We start from the raw sequence: 16,044 nt of genomic DNA on the forward strand, positions 1-16,044 counted from the left end.
CGTGTCACGGCGCGCTGCATGCGCGCTCCATGCGACGCGGCCGGTGGCCGGTGTTCGGAACGCGCCCGACGCGCTACGGTCGGAGCGTGACGACCGCCGCACCGCTCCCCCACCGCATCCCGGTCACGCGCCTGACCCCGGCCGCACCGGAACCGCGGTGGCGCCCGAAGGCGTACGAGGGGGAGGTCGTGCCGTTCCGCGCGACCGTGTTCCGCGAAGGGCACGACGCGGTCGGCGCGATGCTGGTGCTCACGTCGCCCGCGGGCGACGTCACCCGGCATCGGATGCATCCGCTCGCGCCCGGCACCGACCGCTGGGAGGTGCGGGCCCTGCTCGACGCCGTCGGCACCTGGACCTGGCACGTCGAGGGGTTCGGCGACGAGATCGCCACCTGGCGGCACGACGCGGCGCTGAAGATCGACGCCGGCGTCGACATCGACCTGATGTACGAGGTCGGCGCCCGACTGATGGACCGGGCCGTCGCCGAGACCCGCAGGCCCGCGGCCGTGCGCAAGCGCCTCGGCGCGCTGGCCGCGTCGCTCCGGGACGCGGACGCCGCCGCACCCGATCGCCGGGCACTCGTCGACAGCCCGGTGCTCGCCGAGTTCGACGGCCGGCCGCTCGCGCGGCTGACGACCACGTCGGACGAACGCGAGATCCTCGTCGAGCGCCGACGGGCGGGCGTCGGCAGCTGGTATGAGTTCTTCCCGCGATCGGAGGGCGCGCGACGCCAGAAGGACGGGAGCTGGAAGTCGGGCACGTTCCGCACGGCCGCGAAGCGGCTGCCCGGCGTCGCCGCGATGGGCTTCGACGTCGTCTACCTGCCGCCGATCCACCCGATCGGCGTGACGAACCGGAAGGGTCGCAACAACACGCTCGACCCGGGACCCCACGACCCGGGCTCGCCCTGGGCGATCGGCGGCCCGCTCGCCGACGGCACCCCCGGCGGCCACGACGCCGTGCACTCCGACCTCGGCACGCTCGCCGACTTCCGCGCGTTCGTGCGGGCCGCGGCCGGGCTGGGCATCGAGGTCGCGCTCGACCTCGCGCTCCAGGCATCCCCCGACCATCCGTGGGTGACCGAGCATCCGGAGTGGTTCACGGTGCTGCCCGACGGAACGATCAGGTACGCCGAGAACCCGCCGAAGAAGTACCAGGACATCTACCCGGTGAACTTCGACGACGACCCCGAGGGGATCCACGCCGAGGTCCTCCGCGTCATCCGGCACTGGATCGCGCAGGGCGTGAACATCTTCCGCGTCGACAACCCGCACACGAAGCCGCTCGCGTTCTGGGAGCGGCTGATCGCGACCGTGAACGCCGAGTCGCCCGACGTCGTGTTCCTCGCCGAGGCGTTCACGCGGCCCGCGATGCTGCAGGCGCTCGCCGCCGCCGGCTTCCAGCAGTCGTACACGTATTTCACCTGGCGCAACACGAAGCAGGAACTCGAGGAGTTCTTGGCCGGGTTGAGCGAGGACACCGCCGACTTCCTCCGCCCCAACCTGTTCGTCAACACGCCCGACATCCTCACCGAGTACCTGCAGTTCGGCGGTCCCGCCGCGTTCAGCGTCCGCGCGACCATCGCGGCGACGGCCGCACCCACGTGGGGCGTTTACTCCGGATTCGAGCTGTTCGAGTCCGTGGCCCGGCCGGGTGCCGAAGAGGCCATCGACAATGAGAAGTACGAGTACAAGCCCCGCGACTTCGCCGCCGCCGAACGCGACGGCCGGTCGCTCGGGCTCTACCTCGGCATCCTCAACCGGATCCGCGCCGAGCGTCCGGCGCTCCAGCAGCTCCGCGGCTTGCGCATCCACGCCACCGACGACGACTCGGTGCTCTGCTACTCGAAGCACCTCGAGGCCGAGTTCACCGGCAGCGGCGTCGCCGACACCGTCATCGTCGTCGCGAACGTCGACCCGCATTCGGTCCGCGAGACGACGGTGCACCTCGACCTCGAATCGCTCGGGCTCGAGCCGGGCGCCCGATTCACGGTCGAAGACCTCGTCGAGGGCGAGCGCTGGGAGTGGGGCGCCTCGAACTACGTGCGCCTCGACGCGTTCACCCGACCGGCGCACGTCCTCCGCATCGTGCGGGAGCCGGTACCGAGCCGCGCCCGGCGCGGGAGTGCCGAGCGCTCGATCCCGGCGGCCTCCGCCACGACCCGGTCCTCCGCCACGACCCAGGCCTCCGCCACGAACAGGAGCATGCATGGCTGATCCCGCCCGTCCACCCTCCGTGTCCGACGACGAGCTCGCCGCCGTCGCCGAAGGGCGCCACAGCGACCCGCACTCCGTGCTCGGCGCGCACGGGTACGAGGTCGGCGGGTCCGCCGGACCGCACACCGTGATCCGGGTGCGGCGTCCGCTCGCCGACACGGTCGACGCGCTCCTGGCCGACGGGCGGCAACTCCCGCTCGCGCACGTCGGGCACGGCATCTGGGCGGGCTCGGGTGCGTTCGGCCCCACGGCGTACCGGATCCGGGCACGGTACGCCGACGGCGCCGAATGGATCGAGGACGACCCCTACCGGTTCGCGCCGACGATCGGCGAGCTCGACCTGCACCTCGTGCAGGAGGGCCGCCACGAGGAACTCTGGACCGCCCTCGGCGCGCATGCCCGCGACCATTGGGGCGTCGGCGGCGACGTGCAGGGCACGGCGTTCACGGTCTGGGCCCCGCACGCGCGCGCAGTGCGCGTCGTCGGCGGGTTCAACCACTGGGACGGCGGGGGCCACGCCATGCGCAGCATGGGTGCGAGCGGCGTCTGGGAGCTGTTCGTCCCCGGCCTCGCACCGGGCACCGCCTACAAGTTCGAACTCCTCACGGCATCGGGCGCCTGGGTCATGAAGGCGGACCCGATGGCGCAGCAGGCGGAGGTCGCCCCGGCGACCGCCTCGATCGTCTCGCAGCGCACGCATGTCTGGCAGGACGACGAGTGGCTCCAGCGCCGCGCCTCGACCAACCCCCACGCCGAGCCGATGAGCATCTACGAACTCCACCTCGGCTCCTGGCGGCCCGGGAAGGGCTACCGCGATGTCGCCGACGAGCTCATCGAGTACGTCCAGTGGCTGGGCTACACGCATGTCGAGTTCCTGCCGCTGGCGGAGCATCCGTTCGGCGGTTCGTGGGGCTATCAGGTGACCGGGTACTTCGCCGCGACCAGCCGATTCGGTTCCCCCGACGACCTGCGGTACCTGATCGACCGGCTCCACGGCGCCGGGATCGGCGTCATCATGGACTGGGTCCCGGGCCACTTCCCCAAGGACGACTTCGCGCTGGCGAGGTTCGACGGCGAGCCGCTCTACGAGCACGCCGATCCACGCCGTGGGGAGCAGCTCGACTGGGGCACCTACGTCTTCGACTACGGCAACCCCAGGGTGCGGAACTTCCTCGTCGCGAACGCCCTGTTCTGGATCGAGGAGTTCCACGTCGACGGCCTCCGGGTCGACGCCGTGGCGTCCATGCTCTACCTGGACTACTCGCGCGAAGAGGGCCAATGGCTGCCGAACGTGTACGGCGGCAGGGAGCACCTGGAGGCGATCGCGTTCCTGCAGGAGGCGACCGCGACCGCGTACAAGCGCAACCCCGGCATCGTCATGATCGCCGAGGAGTCGACGTCATGGGGCGGGGTCACCGCGCCGACCTCTTCCGGTGGTCTCGGCTTCGGCTATAAGTGGAACATGGGCTGGATGCACGACACGCTGCAGTACATCCAGAAGGACCCGATGTACCGGTCGCACCACCATCAGGACCTCACGTTCTCGTTCCTCTACGCGTTCAGCGAGCACTTCATCCTGCCGATCAGCCACGACGAGGTCGTGCACGGCAAGGGCTCGCTGCTGCGCAAGATGCCGGGCGACCACTGGCAGCAGCGCGCGAACCTGCGCGCCTACCTCGCATACATGTGGGCGCACCCGGGCAAGCAGCTGCTGTTCATGGGGCAGGAGTTCGGCCAGCTCAGCGAGTGGAGCGAGGAACGGGGACTCGACTGGTGGATCCTCGACCAGCCGACGCACCGGCAGCTCGCCGAGTTCGTCGGTGCGCTGAACCGGCTCTACCGTGCGACACCGGCGCTCTGGCAGCTCGACGACGACTCATCGGGCTTCGAGTGGGTCGAGGGGGGTGCCGCGGCCGAGAACGTGATCGCGTTCATCCGGTACGACCGCGACCGCACGCCCCTGCTGTGCGTCGTGAACTTCGCCGGGCGGCCGCACGACGGATTCCGGCTCGGACTGCCGCAGGCGGGCCGATGGATCGAGGTGCTGAACTCGGACGCCGTCGAGTTCGGCGGTTCGGGCGTCGGCAACCTGGGCGCGGTCGAGGCGACGGATGCCCCGTGGGCGGGGCGTCCGGCATCCGCGTCGTTCACGCTGCCGCCGCTCGGCGCGGTCTGGTTCCGGTTCGAGGGCTGACCCCACGGTCCGTTGGCCCCGCGGGGCCGACGGGCCTGCGGGTTCCGCAGATCAGTACAGCAGGTTCGCGAGCCGGCGACGCGCCGCGACCACGCGGGGGTCGTCGGTGCCGACGACCTCGAACAATTCGATGAGCCGCTCCCGGACCGTCGCCTTCCCGGCCGCGTCGAGCGTGGGGAACAGGTCGAGCAGGCGCGCGAACGCGTCGTCGATGTGCCCGCCGGACAGGTCGAGATCGGCGACGTCGAGCTGCGCGTCGAGGTCGTCCGGGGCCGCAGCCGCTCGGGTGCGGATCTCGTCGAGCGTCTTGCCCTGCAGCCGGCCCAGCAGGTTCGCCTGCGCGAGGCCGGCGACCGCGAGCGCGTCGCGCGGGTCCTGGGCGATCGCCGTCCGGTACGCGGCAGCGGCCGCGGCGTAGTCGCCCGCCGAGATCGCGTCGAAGGCCTCCTGGTGCAGCGGCGGCAGCGGCTCCTCGGCCGACTCTGCGGGTGCCTCGCCGGCGCCATCTACCTCGGCCGTGCCGGTCACGCCGTTCTGCGCGGCGAGCTGGAGCAGCTGGTCGAACACCTGGTCGATCACGTCGTCGGGTTGCTCGCCCTGGAAGAGCGGGGCGGGCTGGCCGCCCACGAGCGCGACGACCGTCGGAACGGCCTGCACCTGGAGGGCCTGGACGAGCTGCGGGCTGCGATCGGCCTCGACGGTGGCGAGCACGAGCCGGCCCTGACGGGCGCGCACCAGGCCCGCGAGCGCGTCGACGAGCGCGACCGACTGCTCGCTCCACCCTGCCCAGACGACGACCACCACGGGTACCGTGCGGGAGCGCTCGAGCACCGGGGCGAAGCCCTGGTCGTCGGTCGCGAACACGATCGCGTCGTCTTCCGTCGCGGCGGACGCAGCCGCCGGCGCCTGCTGCGGCTGCACGAGCGACGACAGGTCGACGGCGCCGCGGAAGCCGCCGGGCGGAATGGGGTTCGTCATGGAATCTCCGATGCTCCGATGAGGCTCTCCGACCAGCCGAGCACGCGGATCGGGTCCTCCGAGCCGACGGCGGGAACGTAGAACAGGACCTGGATGCCTCGCGTGCGCTGCACGCCCTTCGCGCTCTTCTCGGTGAAGCCCGACATGGCCGCGCCCGGACCCGGCTCGAAGCCGATCGTGCCGCCGTCGTTGGGCCTGACCTGCTCGGTCTGCTCGATCGACACGGTCACGAGCGCACCCGAGTCGTTGGTCGCGAGCGAGACCGGGGTGCTCGCTCCCGGCTGGTTCGCGAACGTGATGCCCGCGGTCGCCGGCAGCTTCGCGGCCTCGGCCTGCTGTCCGGTGGGGCCGAGCTGCTCGTACAGGGCATCGCCCTCGAGCTCGAACAACGCCGCATACTGCGAGGCGTCGCCGTTGATCAGCACGTCGGCGTAGGCCGTGGCGAGCTGGCTCGGCGGCAGCATGAGCAGTTTCGAATCCGGCGTGACGATCGGCGCACCGATCGATGCGGGAGCGACCTCCGGCGGATCCGCGTCGGGGACCAGCGACATCGCGTACATGATCTTGTAGTTCTCGCGCGGCGACTCCTGCACCAGGACCAGTGCCGACGGCGCGACCGACGGATCGTCGCCGTTCTGCACGACCTCGAGCACCGTGCGCGGCCAGACGCCGCCCCGCGACTGCTGCGGGAGAGTGATCTCGAGCGGAGACGCGGGGATGGGAGCCAGCGCCGGGCGGTCGGGCAGCGCCGCACGGATGCGGTAGTTCGCCTCCCGGGCCTGCAGGGCGGGACCGGTGAACCGCTCGGCGGCCGCAGTCGCGTCGAGCGCCGCGTCGGCCGCTCCGGCCGAGTCCGAGATCCGCGCCATGATGCGCTCCATCTGTGGCACCGTGACAGCGGGTTCGACCTCTTCCCCGGCTTCGGGCTCCTCGCCGTCCGCCCCGGGGGCCGGCGTCGGGGTGACCGTCGCCGGCGCCGTCGTCTCCGGCGCGGCGGCCTCGTCGAAGCTGGGCCAGTAGTCGGGCGAGCACGCCGTCAGCGCGAGCGCCGGGAGCATCGCGAACCCGGCGATCATGGCCCGTCGCGTGCCGGATGAGCGTCGACCGCTCGAGAGCTGCGCCTGCTTGCGGCCGGGCTTGGGTGCGCTCGGCAGGCGGCCGCGACCGCCCTTGGGCAGGTTGCGCCGTGGTCCGCGCGAGCGCTTGTGCCCGACGATCCCGGAGATGAGGAGGATCACGCCGACCACGAACAGCAGCGAGCCGAGCGTCAGCAGTGGACCCACCCACGGGGTCGAGTTGTCGAGCGGCCAGGCGATCGCGATCCGGTCCGGGACCGGGTCCTCGCTGCCGGATGCCACGAGCATCGAGATCCCGTCCGGGAGGTCGACCGTGCGTGCGAGCCGCCCGCTCTCCTCGGCCTGCTCCTCGAGCCAGAGGTCGGAGCCCGACGGCGACACCGCGACCGCGTCGGCCTCGCCCTCGGTGTCGGCGGGTGCCGTCGCATCCGGGGTGGCGGGCGCGGTCGTCGCGGGGGCATCCGTGGCCGGGGCATCCGTCGCCGGGGCGGTCGTCGACGGGGCATCCGGCTCCGCGTCGACCGGCTCGCCGTCGACCATCAGGCGATCGGTGAGTTCGCCGGACTCGGCGTCGTAGCCGACCGCCACGTACTCGTCGTCGCCCAACCAGGCGAGGACGTCGCTGGAGCGTCCGTACGCGAAGTAGGTCGACCCCTCACCGGCGATCGTGACGGACTGCTTGCCCGGGTACGCGGCGAGCGCATCCGGCTCGATGACGACGTAATCCGCGTCGGCCGCGTCCACCTGGACCTGAAGCGAGACGCTCCCGGGCTCCAGGAAGACCGTGCGCTGGGCGATGCCCAATCCGATCAGCACGGCCGCGGCGACGAACGCCGCGATGGCGAAGACGAAGCGCACGTGGTTTTCCCTCCATGCCGCAGAGCGGCTTCCGACAAAGACAACCAACCCTATCGGCTCCGGCTGGGAGCCGGCCGGACGCCGACTGAATGCGACCGAGCATGACCGGCGTCCTTCGCCCATAGAATGGGGCGACTCCCGCGCCATCAACCCCCCTAGCGCCGCGGGACCCGAGCCGGAGGAAGCATGGCCGTCGAAGAGACCGAGTTCACGCAGGTGTTCCGCGGATACGACAAGGACGAGGTCGACAAGGCCCTCAACGGCCTTCGTCGTGACGTCATCACCGCGAACACGCAGATCACCGAGAGCACCAAGGAGAACAAGCGACTCCTCGCCCGCATCGAGGAACTGACCGCCGAGCTCGAGGAGGTCGGCAGCCCGACCTTCTCCGGCCTCGGAACCAAGCTCGAGAACACGCTCCGCGTCGCCGAGGAGCAGTCGACGCGGCTGATCGCACAGGCCGACATCGACGCCGAGAAGCTGCGTCGTGCCGCGGACGACGAGGTGCACCTCCTCAAGTCCGACGCACAGGAGCTCGCCGATCGCACCCTGAGCGACGCCAAGTCGCAGTCGACGCGCATGCTCGAGAACGCGCGCGCCGAGGTCGACGACATGAACGCCCGCGCCCACGAGTCGAGCGAGCAGCTCCGACAGGATGCCGCCCGCGACGCGGCCGCGATCCGCGGTGCGGCCTCGACCGAGTCGGCCGAACTGCGCAGCAGCGCGAAGCGGGAGGCGGCGGCCCTCCTCGCCGAGGCCGAGCGCAAGGCCGCGGCACTCCGCGCCGAGGCGAACTCGGAGGCGACCGAGGCCCGCGCCGCCGCCGCCGGACTCCAGCAGGAGACCGAGCAGACCCGTGCGGAGGTCGCGGTCGAGCTCGACCGGGCTCGCGCGGAGCTCGCCAAGGAGACGCAGCAGGCCCGCATCGACCTCCAGCAGCAGACCGAGCAGGCCAAGCTCGACCTCGACCGCGAGACCGCCGAGGCACGCGCGGGGATCGAGGCGGAGATCGAGGAGCGTCGCGTCGCCCTCGAGCACGAGCTCGAGCAGGCGCGCACCGACCTCGAGCGCGAGCTCGAGGCGGGGCGGTCCCAGCTGAACCAGGAGCGCGAGCAGCTCGGCGTCGACCTCGAGCGCGAGGCCGAGGCCGCCAAGCTGAAGCTGAAGAACGAGCTCGAGCGCATCCGCATCAAGCACGAGAAGACGCTCGACCAGATGCGAGCGGACCTCTCGCTCGAGCAGGAGCAGGCCCGGGCCGACTTCGAGGCCGAGGCCGAGCAGGGCCGGATCGACCTCGACAACCAGCTCACCTCGATGCGCAAGAAGACGACGCACGAGGTCAACCGCATGAAGCGCGAGATCGAGCAGGCCAAGAACGACCTCGATGCCGAGCTCGCGAGCAAGCGCGACGACGCCGAGCAGGAGTTGCTGACCCGGCACCAGGAGGCCGTGGCCGAGACCCAGGGCTACCTCGACGACGCCAACGCCGAGCTTGCCGAGGCGGTCGCCCGGACCGCCGAGGCCCGCGCCGAGGCTGAGGTGCTCGAGAGCCGCGTCCGGTCCGAGAGCGCCGACATCCGCGACAAGGCCGACGAGGAGGCGCGCCAGCGCATCACCGAGGCGCACGCGCAGGCCCGCAAGCTCATCGCCGACGCCGAGGAGCGCACCCGCGCCCTCGTCGCGGACGCCGAGGACCGCCTCGCGGAGATCCGCATCGAGCGCGACGCCGTCGCCGGGTACTTCGAGAGCCTGCGCGGCGTGCTGACGCAGGCCGAGCAGGTCGCCGCCCAGGGTCGATGACCGCCAGCAACACCTGAGTACCCGAGGGGGCCGGACCGTGAAGATCCATAACGCCTTCCGTGTCGGATTGGTCGGCACGCTGGGCGTCGGAGCCGGCCTCCTCATCCTCTTCTCGATCGCCAGCCTGTCGACGATCCTCACGTACGTCGGCGCGGCCCTGTTCCTCGCGTTGGGCCTCGATCCCGCCGTGGGATGGCTCGAACGCCGGGGACTGCCCCGGTGGGCCGCGATACTGATCGTCATCGCCGGCGTCACCGTCGTTCTCGCAGCCCTCCTGCTCGCCGTGGTGCCGATCATCGTCGACCAGGTCGGCCAGCTGGTCGACGCGCTGCCCGGCCTCGTCGCGAGGTTCGGGAACACCGCGGAGTTCCTCGACACGCTGCAGGAGGAGTTCCCGCTGCTCGACGTGCAGGCGGTCTACGACTCCGTCTCAGCGGCCGTGCTCGACTTCGTGTCGAACCCCGACAAGCTCAGCGACATCGCCGGCGGGGTGTGGCAGGTCGCCTTCGCGATCGGCAGCGGCGTCTTCGCCGCCGTGATCGTCGTGATCCTCACGCTGTACTTCACGGCCTCGCTCGGCAGCATGAAGCGGGGTCTGTACGAACTGGTCCCCGCGACCCGGCGCGGGCGCTTCGCCGACCTCACCGAGCAGATCACGCAGTCCGTCGGCCGGTACGTCATGGGCCAGATCACGCTCGGCGCGATCAACGGCATGGCGAGCTTCATCTTCCTCTCCGTGATCAACGCCCCGTTCCCCGCGGTGCTGGCGTTCCTCGCGTTCACCCTGTCGCTGATCCCGCTCGTCGGCACCCTGAGTGGATCCGTGATCATCGTGCTCGTCTGCCTGCTCCCCGGCATCGGCTCGCCGCTGACGGCACTGGTCGCGGCGATCTACTACCTCGTGTACATGCAGGTGGAGGCATACCTCCTCAGTCCCCGCATCATGAATCGCGCCGTGCGGGTGCCTGCGGCACTCGTCGTCGTCGCCGCCCTCGCGGGCGGCACGCTCCTCGGGATCCTCGGCGCACTGATCGCGATCCCGGTCGCCGCCGCGCTCCTGCTCATCACCAAGCAGGTCGTCATCCCCTACCAGAACACGCGGTAGCCGGAGGGGTCGGCCGCCCGCGCTTCGCCGGCACGCGACCGGCCGCAGTCAGGCGACCGGCCGGCGGTCAGGCGACCGGCCAGGTGGTCGGCAGCGGCAGCGCGTCGGGGGCGACCAGTCCGACGATCTCGTCCAGCACGCGCCGGGTCTGCTGCTCGCCGACCCAGAGGTGCTTCGCGTCGTCGACTCCCACGACGCGGATGTTCGGCGCCACGGCGAACTGCGCGGCCGCGGCCGCGGGCTGCAGGAAGTCGTCATGCTCGGGCACCAGCGCGACCACGGGGACGGATGCCCCGGCCCAGCGGGCGACCTCGTCGGGCGTGGTCCGCCGAAGCGGCGGCGACAGGAGGATGACTCCCGCGACCTCGTGCTCCAGTCCGTACTTCAGCGCCAACTCGGTGCCGAACGACCATCCGACCAGCCACGGCGCCGGCAGTCCCCGTTCGCGGACGAAGGCCATCGCCGCTGCGACATCCGCCCGTTCGGTGACGCCGTCGCCGAACTCGCCGCCGCTCGTCCCCCGTGGTGACGTCGTCCCGCGGGTGTTGAAGCGCAGCACGGCGAGTCCTGCGAGCGCCGGGAGCCGCGCCGCCGCCTTCCGCAGGATGTGCGAGTCCATGAATCCGCCGTGGGTCGGCAGCGGATGCAGCGTCACGAGCGTCGCGACCGGCGGACGGTCGACCGGTGTCGCCAACTCGCCGACCAGCGTCAGTCCGTCGTCGGTCCGGAGTTCGATGTCCTCGCGGCTCGCGGGCAGTTCGACGGCGGCGCGGATCTCGATCGGGGCGGTCTCGCTCACGGGGTGCTCATCCTCCAGCAGTGCGTGTGCCAGTGCCGTCGGGCTGCGAGGTCGGCGGCATCGCCCAGCACCCCGTCGGCGCGCCAGGCGACGAGATGCGGCGTGCCCGGTGCGATCTCGACGACGCAGCCCGGGCACGCGTACGCCTTCGCCGCCTGTCGTTCCGAGACGGGTTGCACGAACCATTCGCGCCCGCCGCGCACCTCGGTGCGTTTCCAACCGGCGGTCAGTCGTTCGACGTCGAGTTCGGGATGCCCGGCACGCGCCTTCGCGGCGCGCCCACGATCTCGATTCGACGGTGCCATCGTTCCAGTCTAGGCGGCGAGATCAGTACCAGCCGACGTCCTGCGAGTGCGCCCACGCACCGCAGGGCGTGCCGTACCGACCGGAGACGTACCCGAGGCCCCATTCGATCTGCGTGTTGGCGTTCGTCTCCCAGTCGGCACCGGCGGACGCCATCTTCGACCCCGGCAGCGCCTGCGGGATGCCGTACGCACCGCTCGACGCGTTGTACGCGTTCACGCGCCAGCCCGACTCCTTCGCCCAGAGGGCGTAGAGGCAGTCGTACTCCGACGGGCCCCACCCCCGCGCCGCGACCGCGCCAGCCGCGTATGCCTGCGCCGACCCGGGGTCGGGGGTGATCGCCGGGGGCGCCCAACCGCTGCTCGCGGTGGTGGACACCGGTTCCTCGGGCTTCGCCTCGACGAGGTAGGTCTCTCTCGCGACCGCGAGGTCGTGCGCTCCCCCGACCTCGACGTCCTGCGCCGCCTCGCCGTCGAAGCGGTCGGCCGCCGTGTAGTCCGCCGACGCCGTGGCGCCCGAGAACGGACCGATGACGTTCACCAGCAGGAAACTCGCGGCCGCGGCGAACGCGAACACCCCGGTCGCGGCCTGCTTCACCCGGCCCGGACCCCGGCCGGCGGTCGCCGCGACGTCGGATCGAACGGGCTCGGGGACCCGCATCGAAGCGGGCCGGACATTGGATCTCCGCATCGGGGGAACGCCGGATCCGACCGCGCCCTGCGCGCCTGAATCCGAATGCCTACCCACGATGGATCGAGTGTATCGGAGCAGCGGCCCTCGAGGTGCTCAGCGCACCGCGAGCATCACGTCGACCACGGCGTCGAGCACGAGATCCACCTGCGACTCGCGATACCCACCGCGCTGCGAACGGAACGTCACCGTTCGCACGTCATCCACTCCGATCGGCCAGCCGTCCGCGAAGTACCGCGACAGTCGGTCGCCGAAGGCGTCGACGTCCTTCACGTGGTACCCGAGCACCAGCGGGTTGACCCGCTCGAAACGTTCGCCGTCGGCCCGCGCGAGCCGGTTTGCCACCACCTGCGCGGTGGTGCGCGCCTCGCGCAGCCAGGCCTCGTCACCGTGCAGGCGCGCGGCGATCTGCCGCTCACGCGCCGCGAAGGCGTCCTCGAGCCGCTCGAGGGCGGCGTCCACGTGCGACGTGGAGTAACCGCCCTTCTGCATCCCGAAGGCGGTGAGCCGGATCCGCTCGGCCGTCACGCTCGGGTCGCCGGCCCGCGGCGTGCCGTCGAACGCGCGCCGCGCGACCTCGAGGAACTCCTCGACCTGGCGGGTGTCGTACCCGAGCTTCGGCGTGCGGGCATGGGGGAAGGTCGACGTCACCGCTCCAGTATCACCCACCCGTCAACCGAAGATGCTGAACGCCACGAAGGCCACCGCCGCGGAGGGCAGGATCGAATCGAGCCGGTCGAGGAATCCGCCGTGCCCCGGCAGCCACGAGCTCATGTCCTTGATGCCGAGATCGCGCTTGATGAGCGACTCGATCAGGTCGCCGATCGTCGCCGATGCGAGGATCGCGGCGCCGAAGAGCAACCCGAACCACCACGGCTGATCCAGCATGAAGAGCGCGAGGAGCACGCCCGCCACGAGGCTGGTGCCCGCAGCGCCCGCGAATCCCTCCCACGTCTTCTTGGGGCTGATGACCGGCGCCATCGGATGCTTCCCGAACATGAGCCCGAACGCATAGGCGCCGGTGTCGGCCGCGACCGCGGTCACGATGAAGGCGAGCGTCCACCACTCCCCGCCGTCGGCGGCCGTCAGGACCACGGTGAACGTCGCGAGAAAGGTGACGTACCCCTGCACGAACGCGCCGGCCGCGAGGTCGAGACCGAGTCCCCGGCCCGGCTGACGTGCATCGCGATGCCGGCCGGACGAGGCGAGCCGCCAGAGCGTGACGAGCACGATGCCGCCCAGCACGGCGATCACCTGCCCGGCGGCGCCGAAGAAGTACGACACCGGCACCGCGATCACGGCTGCCGCGACCGACGGCACGATCGGGACGCGGATGTCGCCCTTCCGCAGCGCCTGCACGAGCTCGCCGGTCGCGAACGCCGCGACCACGACGGCGAACAGCATGAAGAGCTGCTTCACCACGAGCAGGCTGAGCAGCAGCGCCGCGCCGAACGCCACGCCGATGAGGATCGCGAGGATCAGGTTGCGTCCCGTGCGGGCCTTGATCTTCTCCTGCGCCTGATCGAACTGGGCACGACCGGCCTCGAACTGACGCTCGAGATCTGCCTTGCGCGCGTTCACCTGCGCGCGGAACTCCTCGCGGGTACTCCGGTCATGATCGCCGGCGTCCGTCCGCTCCCCCTCAGGGACGCCTGTCATCTTCAGCCTCGGACTCCCCGGTCAGACCTCGAGGAGCTCGGCTTCCTTGCGCTTGAGCGCCTCGTCGATCTGGTCGACATGGGACTTCGTGACCTGCTCGAGCTCCTTCTCGCCCCGCGCCACCTCGTCGTCGCCGACCTCGCCCTTGAGCGCGTCGAGGTCGTCCTTCGCCTTGCGACGGATGTTGCGGACGGACACCCGGGCGTCCTCGGCCTTGCCGCGGACGAGCTTGACGAACTCCTTGCGGCGCTCCTCGGTCAGCTCGGGCAGCGTCACGCGGATGATGTTGCCGTCGTTCGTCGGGTTCGCACCGAGGTTCGGGGTGTCGCGGATCGCCTGCTCGATGTCCTTGAGCGCGGACTTGTCATAGGGCGTGACGACCAGGGTGCGCGCCTCGGGGTTGTTCAACGAGGCGAGCTGCGCCAGCGGCGTCGGGGTGCCGTAGTAACTCACCATGATCTTCTGGAAGAGCTGGGGGTTGGCGCGCCCGGTCCGCACGGTCGCGAAGTCGTCCTTCGCGACCTCGACGGCCTTCTGCATGCGGGCGGTGGCGTCAGACAGTACATCCGCGATCACGGGAGCTCCTTCTCTTCGCTGCTCGGGACAGTCTATCGACCGGCCGGTGCCGTGCCGTTCGACACGATGGTGCCGAGGTCCGCGCCGAGGATGGCGGCGGTCACGTTCCCGGCCGGCTCCATGCCGAAGACCTGCATCGGCATGCCGTTGTCCATGCAGAGGCTGAACGCGGTCGAGTCGACGACCTTCAGCCCCTTCTGGAGCGCCTCCTGGTAGCTGATGCGGTCGATCTTCGTCGCATCGGGATTCGTGCGCGGGTCGTCCGAGTAGACGGCGTCGACGCCGTTCTTCGCGACGAGCACGATGTCGGCGTCGATCTCGAGCGCCCGCTGCGCGGCGACCGTGTCGGTCGAGAAGTACGGCAGGCCGGCACCAGCGCCGAAGATCACCACGCGGCCCTTCTCGAGGTGCCGCTCGGCGCGGCGCGGGATGTACGGCTCGGCGACCTGCGTCATCGAGATCGCGGACTGCACGCGCGTCTCGGCCCCCGCCTGCTCGAGGAAGTCTTGGAGCGCGAGCGAGTTCATCACCGTCCCCAGCATGCCCATGTAGTCGGCGCGACCGCGGTCCATGCCGCGCTGGCTCAGCTCGGCACCTCGGAAGAAATTGCCGCCGCCGACGACGATGGCCACCTCGACCGTGCGGGCCGCGTCGGCGATCTCCCGGGCGAGGGACGAGACGACGTCGGGGTTGACGCCGAGGGCTCCCCCGCCGAAGGCCTCACCCGAGAGCTTCAGCATCACTCTCCGCCTGCGTTCGGTCATATCCACAGTCCCTTCGATCCCGGGTACAAAACTAGTGCGCGTCGGCTCGGTGCGAGCCGAGCGACGCGGACGGATGTCTCGCCAGAGGCATCCGCACACACGAAGGGAGTCCGGATCGAAACCGATCCGGACTCCCTCGCGATGGTGTTACGCGCCGACCTTGAAGCGAGCGAAGTCGCTCACCGTCAGGCCCGCATCCTGAAGGACCTTGCTGACGGACAGCTTGTTGTCCTTCGCGTAGTCCTGCTCGAGCAGCGAGACCTGCTTGAAGAAGGCGCCGAGGCGACCCTCGACGATCTTCGGGAGGGCGGCCTCGGGCTTGCCCTCCTCGCGGGTGATCTGCTCGACGAGCGCACGCTCCTTCTCGACGGCCTCGGCCGGGACGTCCTCACGGGTGAGGTACTCGGGCGCGGCGAACGAGATGTGCTGCGCGATCGAGCGAGCCGTCTCGGCGTCGTCACCCGCGTAGCCCACGACCACGCCGACCTGCGGGGGCAGGTCCTTCGAGGTCTTGTGCAGGTAGATCGAGAAGTGCTCGCCGGTGACGAGACGGACGCGGCGCAGTTCGACCTTCTCGCCGAGGATCGCGGCGTCCTCGCTGATCACGTCGGCGACGGTCTTGCCCTCTGCCGGTGCGGCAAGGGCCGCCTCGACGGTCTCGGCGCGCGACGCGGCGACAGCGGCGAGCACGCGGTCCGCGAGGCCGACGAACTTGTCGCCCTTGGCGACGAAGTCGGTCTCGCAGGCGAGCTCGATGAGCGTGGCGGTGCCGTCGCCGTTGTCGGCGGCGGCGACGAGGCCCTCGGAGGTGGAGCGGTCGGCACGCTTCGCGTTACCCTTCGCGCCCTTGAGCCGGAGGATCTCGGTCGCCTTCTCGATGTCGCCGTCGGCCTCGACGAGCGCGTTCTTGGTGTCGGTCATGCCGGTACCGAGCTGCTCGCGAAGCGCCTTGATGTCGGCGATGCTGACGTTGGCCATGTGGAATGGACTCCCTGTCGTGTTCGGGGTGACGGAACGGGTTGCGGC

The 16,044-nt window shown here is 70.8% G+C and carries 14 protein-coding genes; 4 read left to right on the plus strand and 10 right to left on the minus strand.

All coding sequences use genetic code 11. The features are described 5' to 3' along the window. Positions 1 to 29 precede the first annotated feature (29 nt). On the plus strand, positions 30 to 2,216 hold the full coding sequence (locus ELQ40_RS10630; RefSeq protein ID WP_127793662.1) for a maltotransferase domain-containing protein: 2,187 nt from the start codon (positions 30 to 32) through the stop codon (positions 2,214 to 2,216). Continuing rightward, positions 2,209 to 4,410 (plus strand): 1,4-alpha-glucan branching protein GlgB, encoded by a 2,202-nt coding sequence (gene glgB, locus ELQ40_RS10635; protein ID WP_127793663.1) that lies wholly within the window; start codon positions 2,209 to 2,211, stop codon positions 4,408 to 4,410. Before ELQ40_RS10630 ends, glgB begins: the two co-directional genes overlap by 8 nt. Positions 4,411 to 4,461: 51 nt before the next feature. On the opposite strand, the gene ELQ40_RS10640 is transcribed toward glgB, so the two are convergent. Beyond that, on the minus strand, positions 4,462 to 5,388 hold the full coding sequence (locus tag ELQ40_RS10640; protein ID WP_127793664.1) for a tetratricopeptide repeat protein: 927 nt from the start codon (positions 5,386 to 5,388) through the stop codon (positions 4,462 to 4,464). After that, complete coding sequence (locus ELQ40_RS10645) at positions 5,385 to 7,322, minus strand: hypothetical protein (protein WP_127793665.1); 1,938 nt, start codon at positions 7,320 to 7,322, stop codon at positions 5,385 to 5,387. The genes ELQ40_RS10640 and ELQ40_RS10645 overlap by 4 nt, the downstream gene beginning before the upstream one ends. A gap of 186 nt (positions 7,323 to 7,508) precedes the next feature. On the opposite strand from ELQ40_RS10645, the gene ELQ40_RS10650 reads away from it, so the two are divergent. Beyond that, positions 7,509 to 9,122 carry a DivIVA domain-containing protein gene (locus ELQ40_RS10650; RefSeq protein ID WP_127793666.1) on the plus strand — a complete coding sequence of 538 codons (1,614 nt, stop codon included), beginning with the start codon at positions 7,509 to 7,511 and terminating at the stop codon, positions 9,120 to 9,122. A gap of 37 nt (positions 9,123 to 9,159) precedes the next feature. Beyond that, a complete protein-coding gene (locus ELQ40_RS10655) occupies positions 9,160 to 10,227 on the plus strand; it encodes an AI-2E family transporter (protein ID WP_127793667.1) in 1,068 nt (355 codons plus the stop codon). A gap of 67 nt (positions 10,228 to 10,294) precedes the next feature. Here ELQ40_RS10655 and ELQ40_RS10660 read toward each other — a convergent pair whose 3' ends face one another. The 8 genes from ELQ40_RS10660 to tsf all read right to left on the minus strand — a co-directional run bounded on the left by ELQ40_RS10660 (position 10,295) and on the right by tsf (position 15,996). Continuing rightward, on the minus strand, positions 10,295 to 11,026 hold the full coding sequence (locus ELQ40_RS10660) for an alpha/beta hydrolase (protein WP_205649319.1): 732 nt from the start codon (positions 11,024 to 11,026) through the stop codon (positions 10,295 to 10,297). Then, entirely contained in the window at positions 11,023 to 11,331 is a 309-nt protein-coding gene (locus ELQ40_RS10665) for a hypothetical protein (RefSeq protein WP_240665741.1), read from the minus strand. Before ELQ40_RS10665 ends, ELQ40_RS10660 begins: the two co-directional genes overlap by 4 nt. Positions 11,332 to 11,353: 22 nt before the next feature. Beyond that, positions 11,354 to 11,989 carry a lytic transglycosylase domain-containing protein gene (locus ELQ40_RS19395; protein WP_370296343.1) on the minus strand — a complete coding sequence of 212 codons (636 nt, stop codon included), beginning with the start codon at positions 11,987 to 11,989 and terminating at the stop codon, positions 11,354 to 11,356. A gap of 126 nt (positions 11,990 to 12,115) precedes the next feature. After that, on the minus strand, positions 12,116 to 12,670 hold the full coding sequence (locus tag ELQ40_RS10675; protein ID WP_127793668.1) for a DivIVA domain-containing protein: 555 nt from the start codon (positions 12,668 to 12,670) through the stop codon (positions 12,116 to 12,118). 21 nt (positions 12,671 to 12,691) lie between these two features. Continuing rightward, the gene (locus tag ELQ40_RS10680; RefSeq protein WP_240665742.1) at positions 12,692 to 13,600 is read right to left on the minus strand and encodes a phosphatidate cytidylyltransferase; all 909 of its coding nucleotides are present in this window, start codon (positions 13,598 to 13,600) and stop codon (positions 12,692 to 12,694) included. 99 nt (positions 13,601 to 13,699) lie between these two features. Further along, on the minus strand, positions 13,700 to 14,254 hold the full coding sequence (gene frr, locus ELQ40_RS10685) for a ribosome recycling factor (protein ID WP_127793670.1): 555 nt from the start codon (positions 14,252 to 14,254) through the stop codon (positions 13,700 to 13,702). A 32-nt stretch (positions 14,255 to 14,286) separates the two neighbouring features. After that, complete coding sequence (pyrH, locus tag ELQ40_RS10690) at positions 14,287 to 15,018, minus strand: UMP kinase (RefSeq protein WP_127793671.1); 732 nt, start codon at positions 15,016 to 15,018, stop codon at positions 14,287 to 14,289. A 147-nt stretch (positions 15,019 to 15,165) separates the two neighbouring features. Continuing rightward, a complete protein-coding gene (gene tsf, locus ELQ40_RS10695; RefSeq protein WP_127793672.1) occupies positions 15,166 to 15,996 on the minus strand; it encodes a translation elongation factor Ts in 831 nt (276 codons plus the stop codon). Positions 15,997 to 16,044: the final 48 nt, after the last annotated feature.

This window comes from Agromyces sp. LHK192 (genome assembly GCF_004006235.1).
In the GTDB taxonomy this organism is placed as follows: domain Bacteria; phylum Actinomycetota; class Actinomycetes; order Actinomycetales; family Microbacteriaceae; genus Agromyces.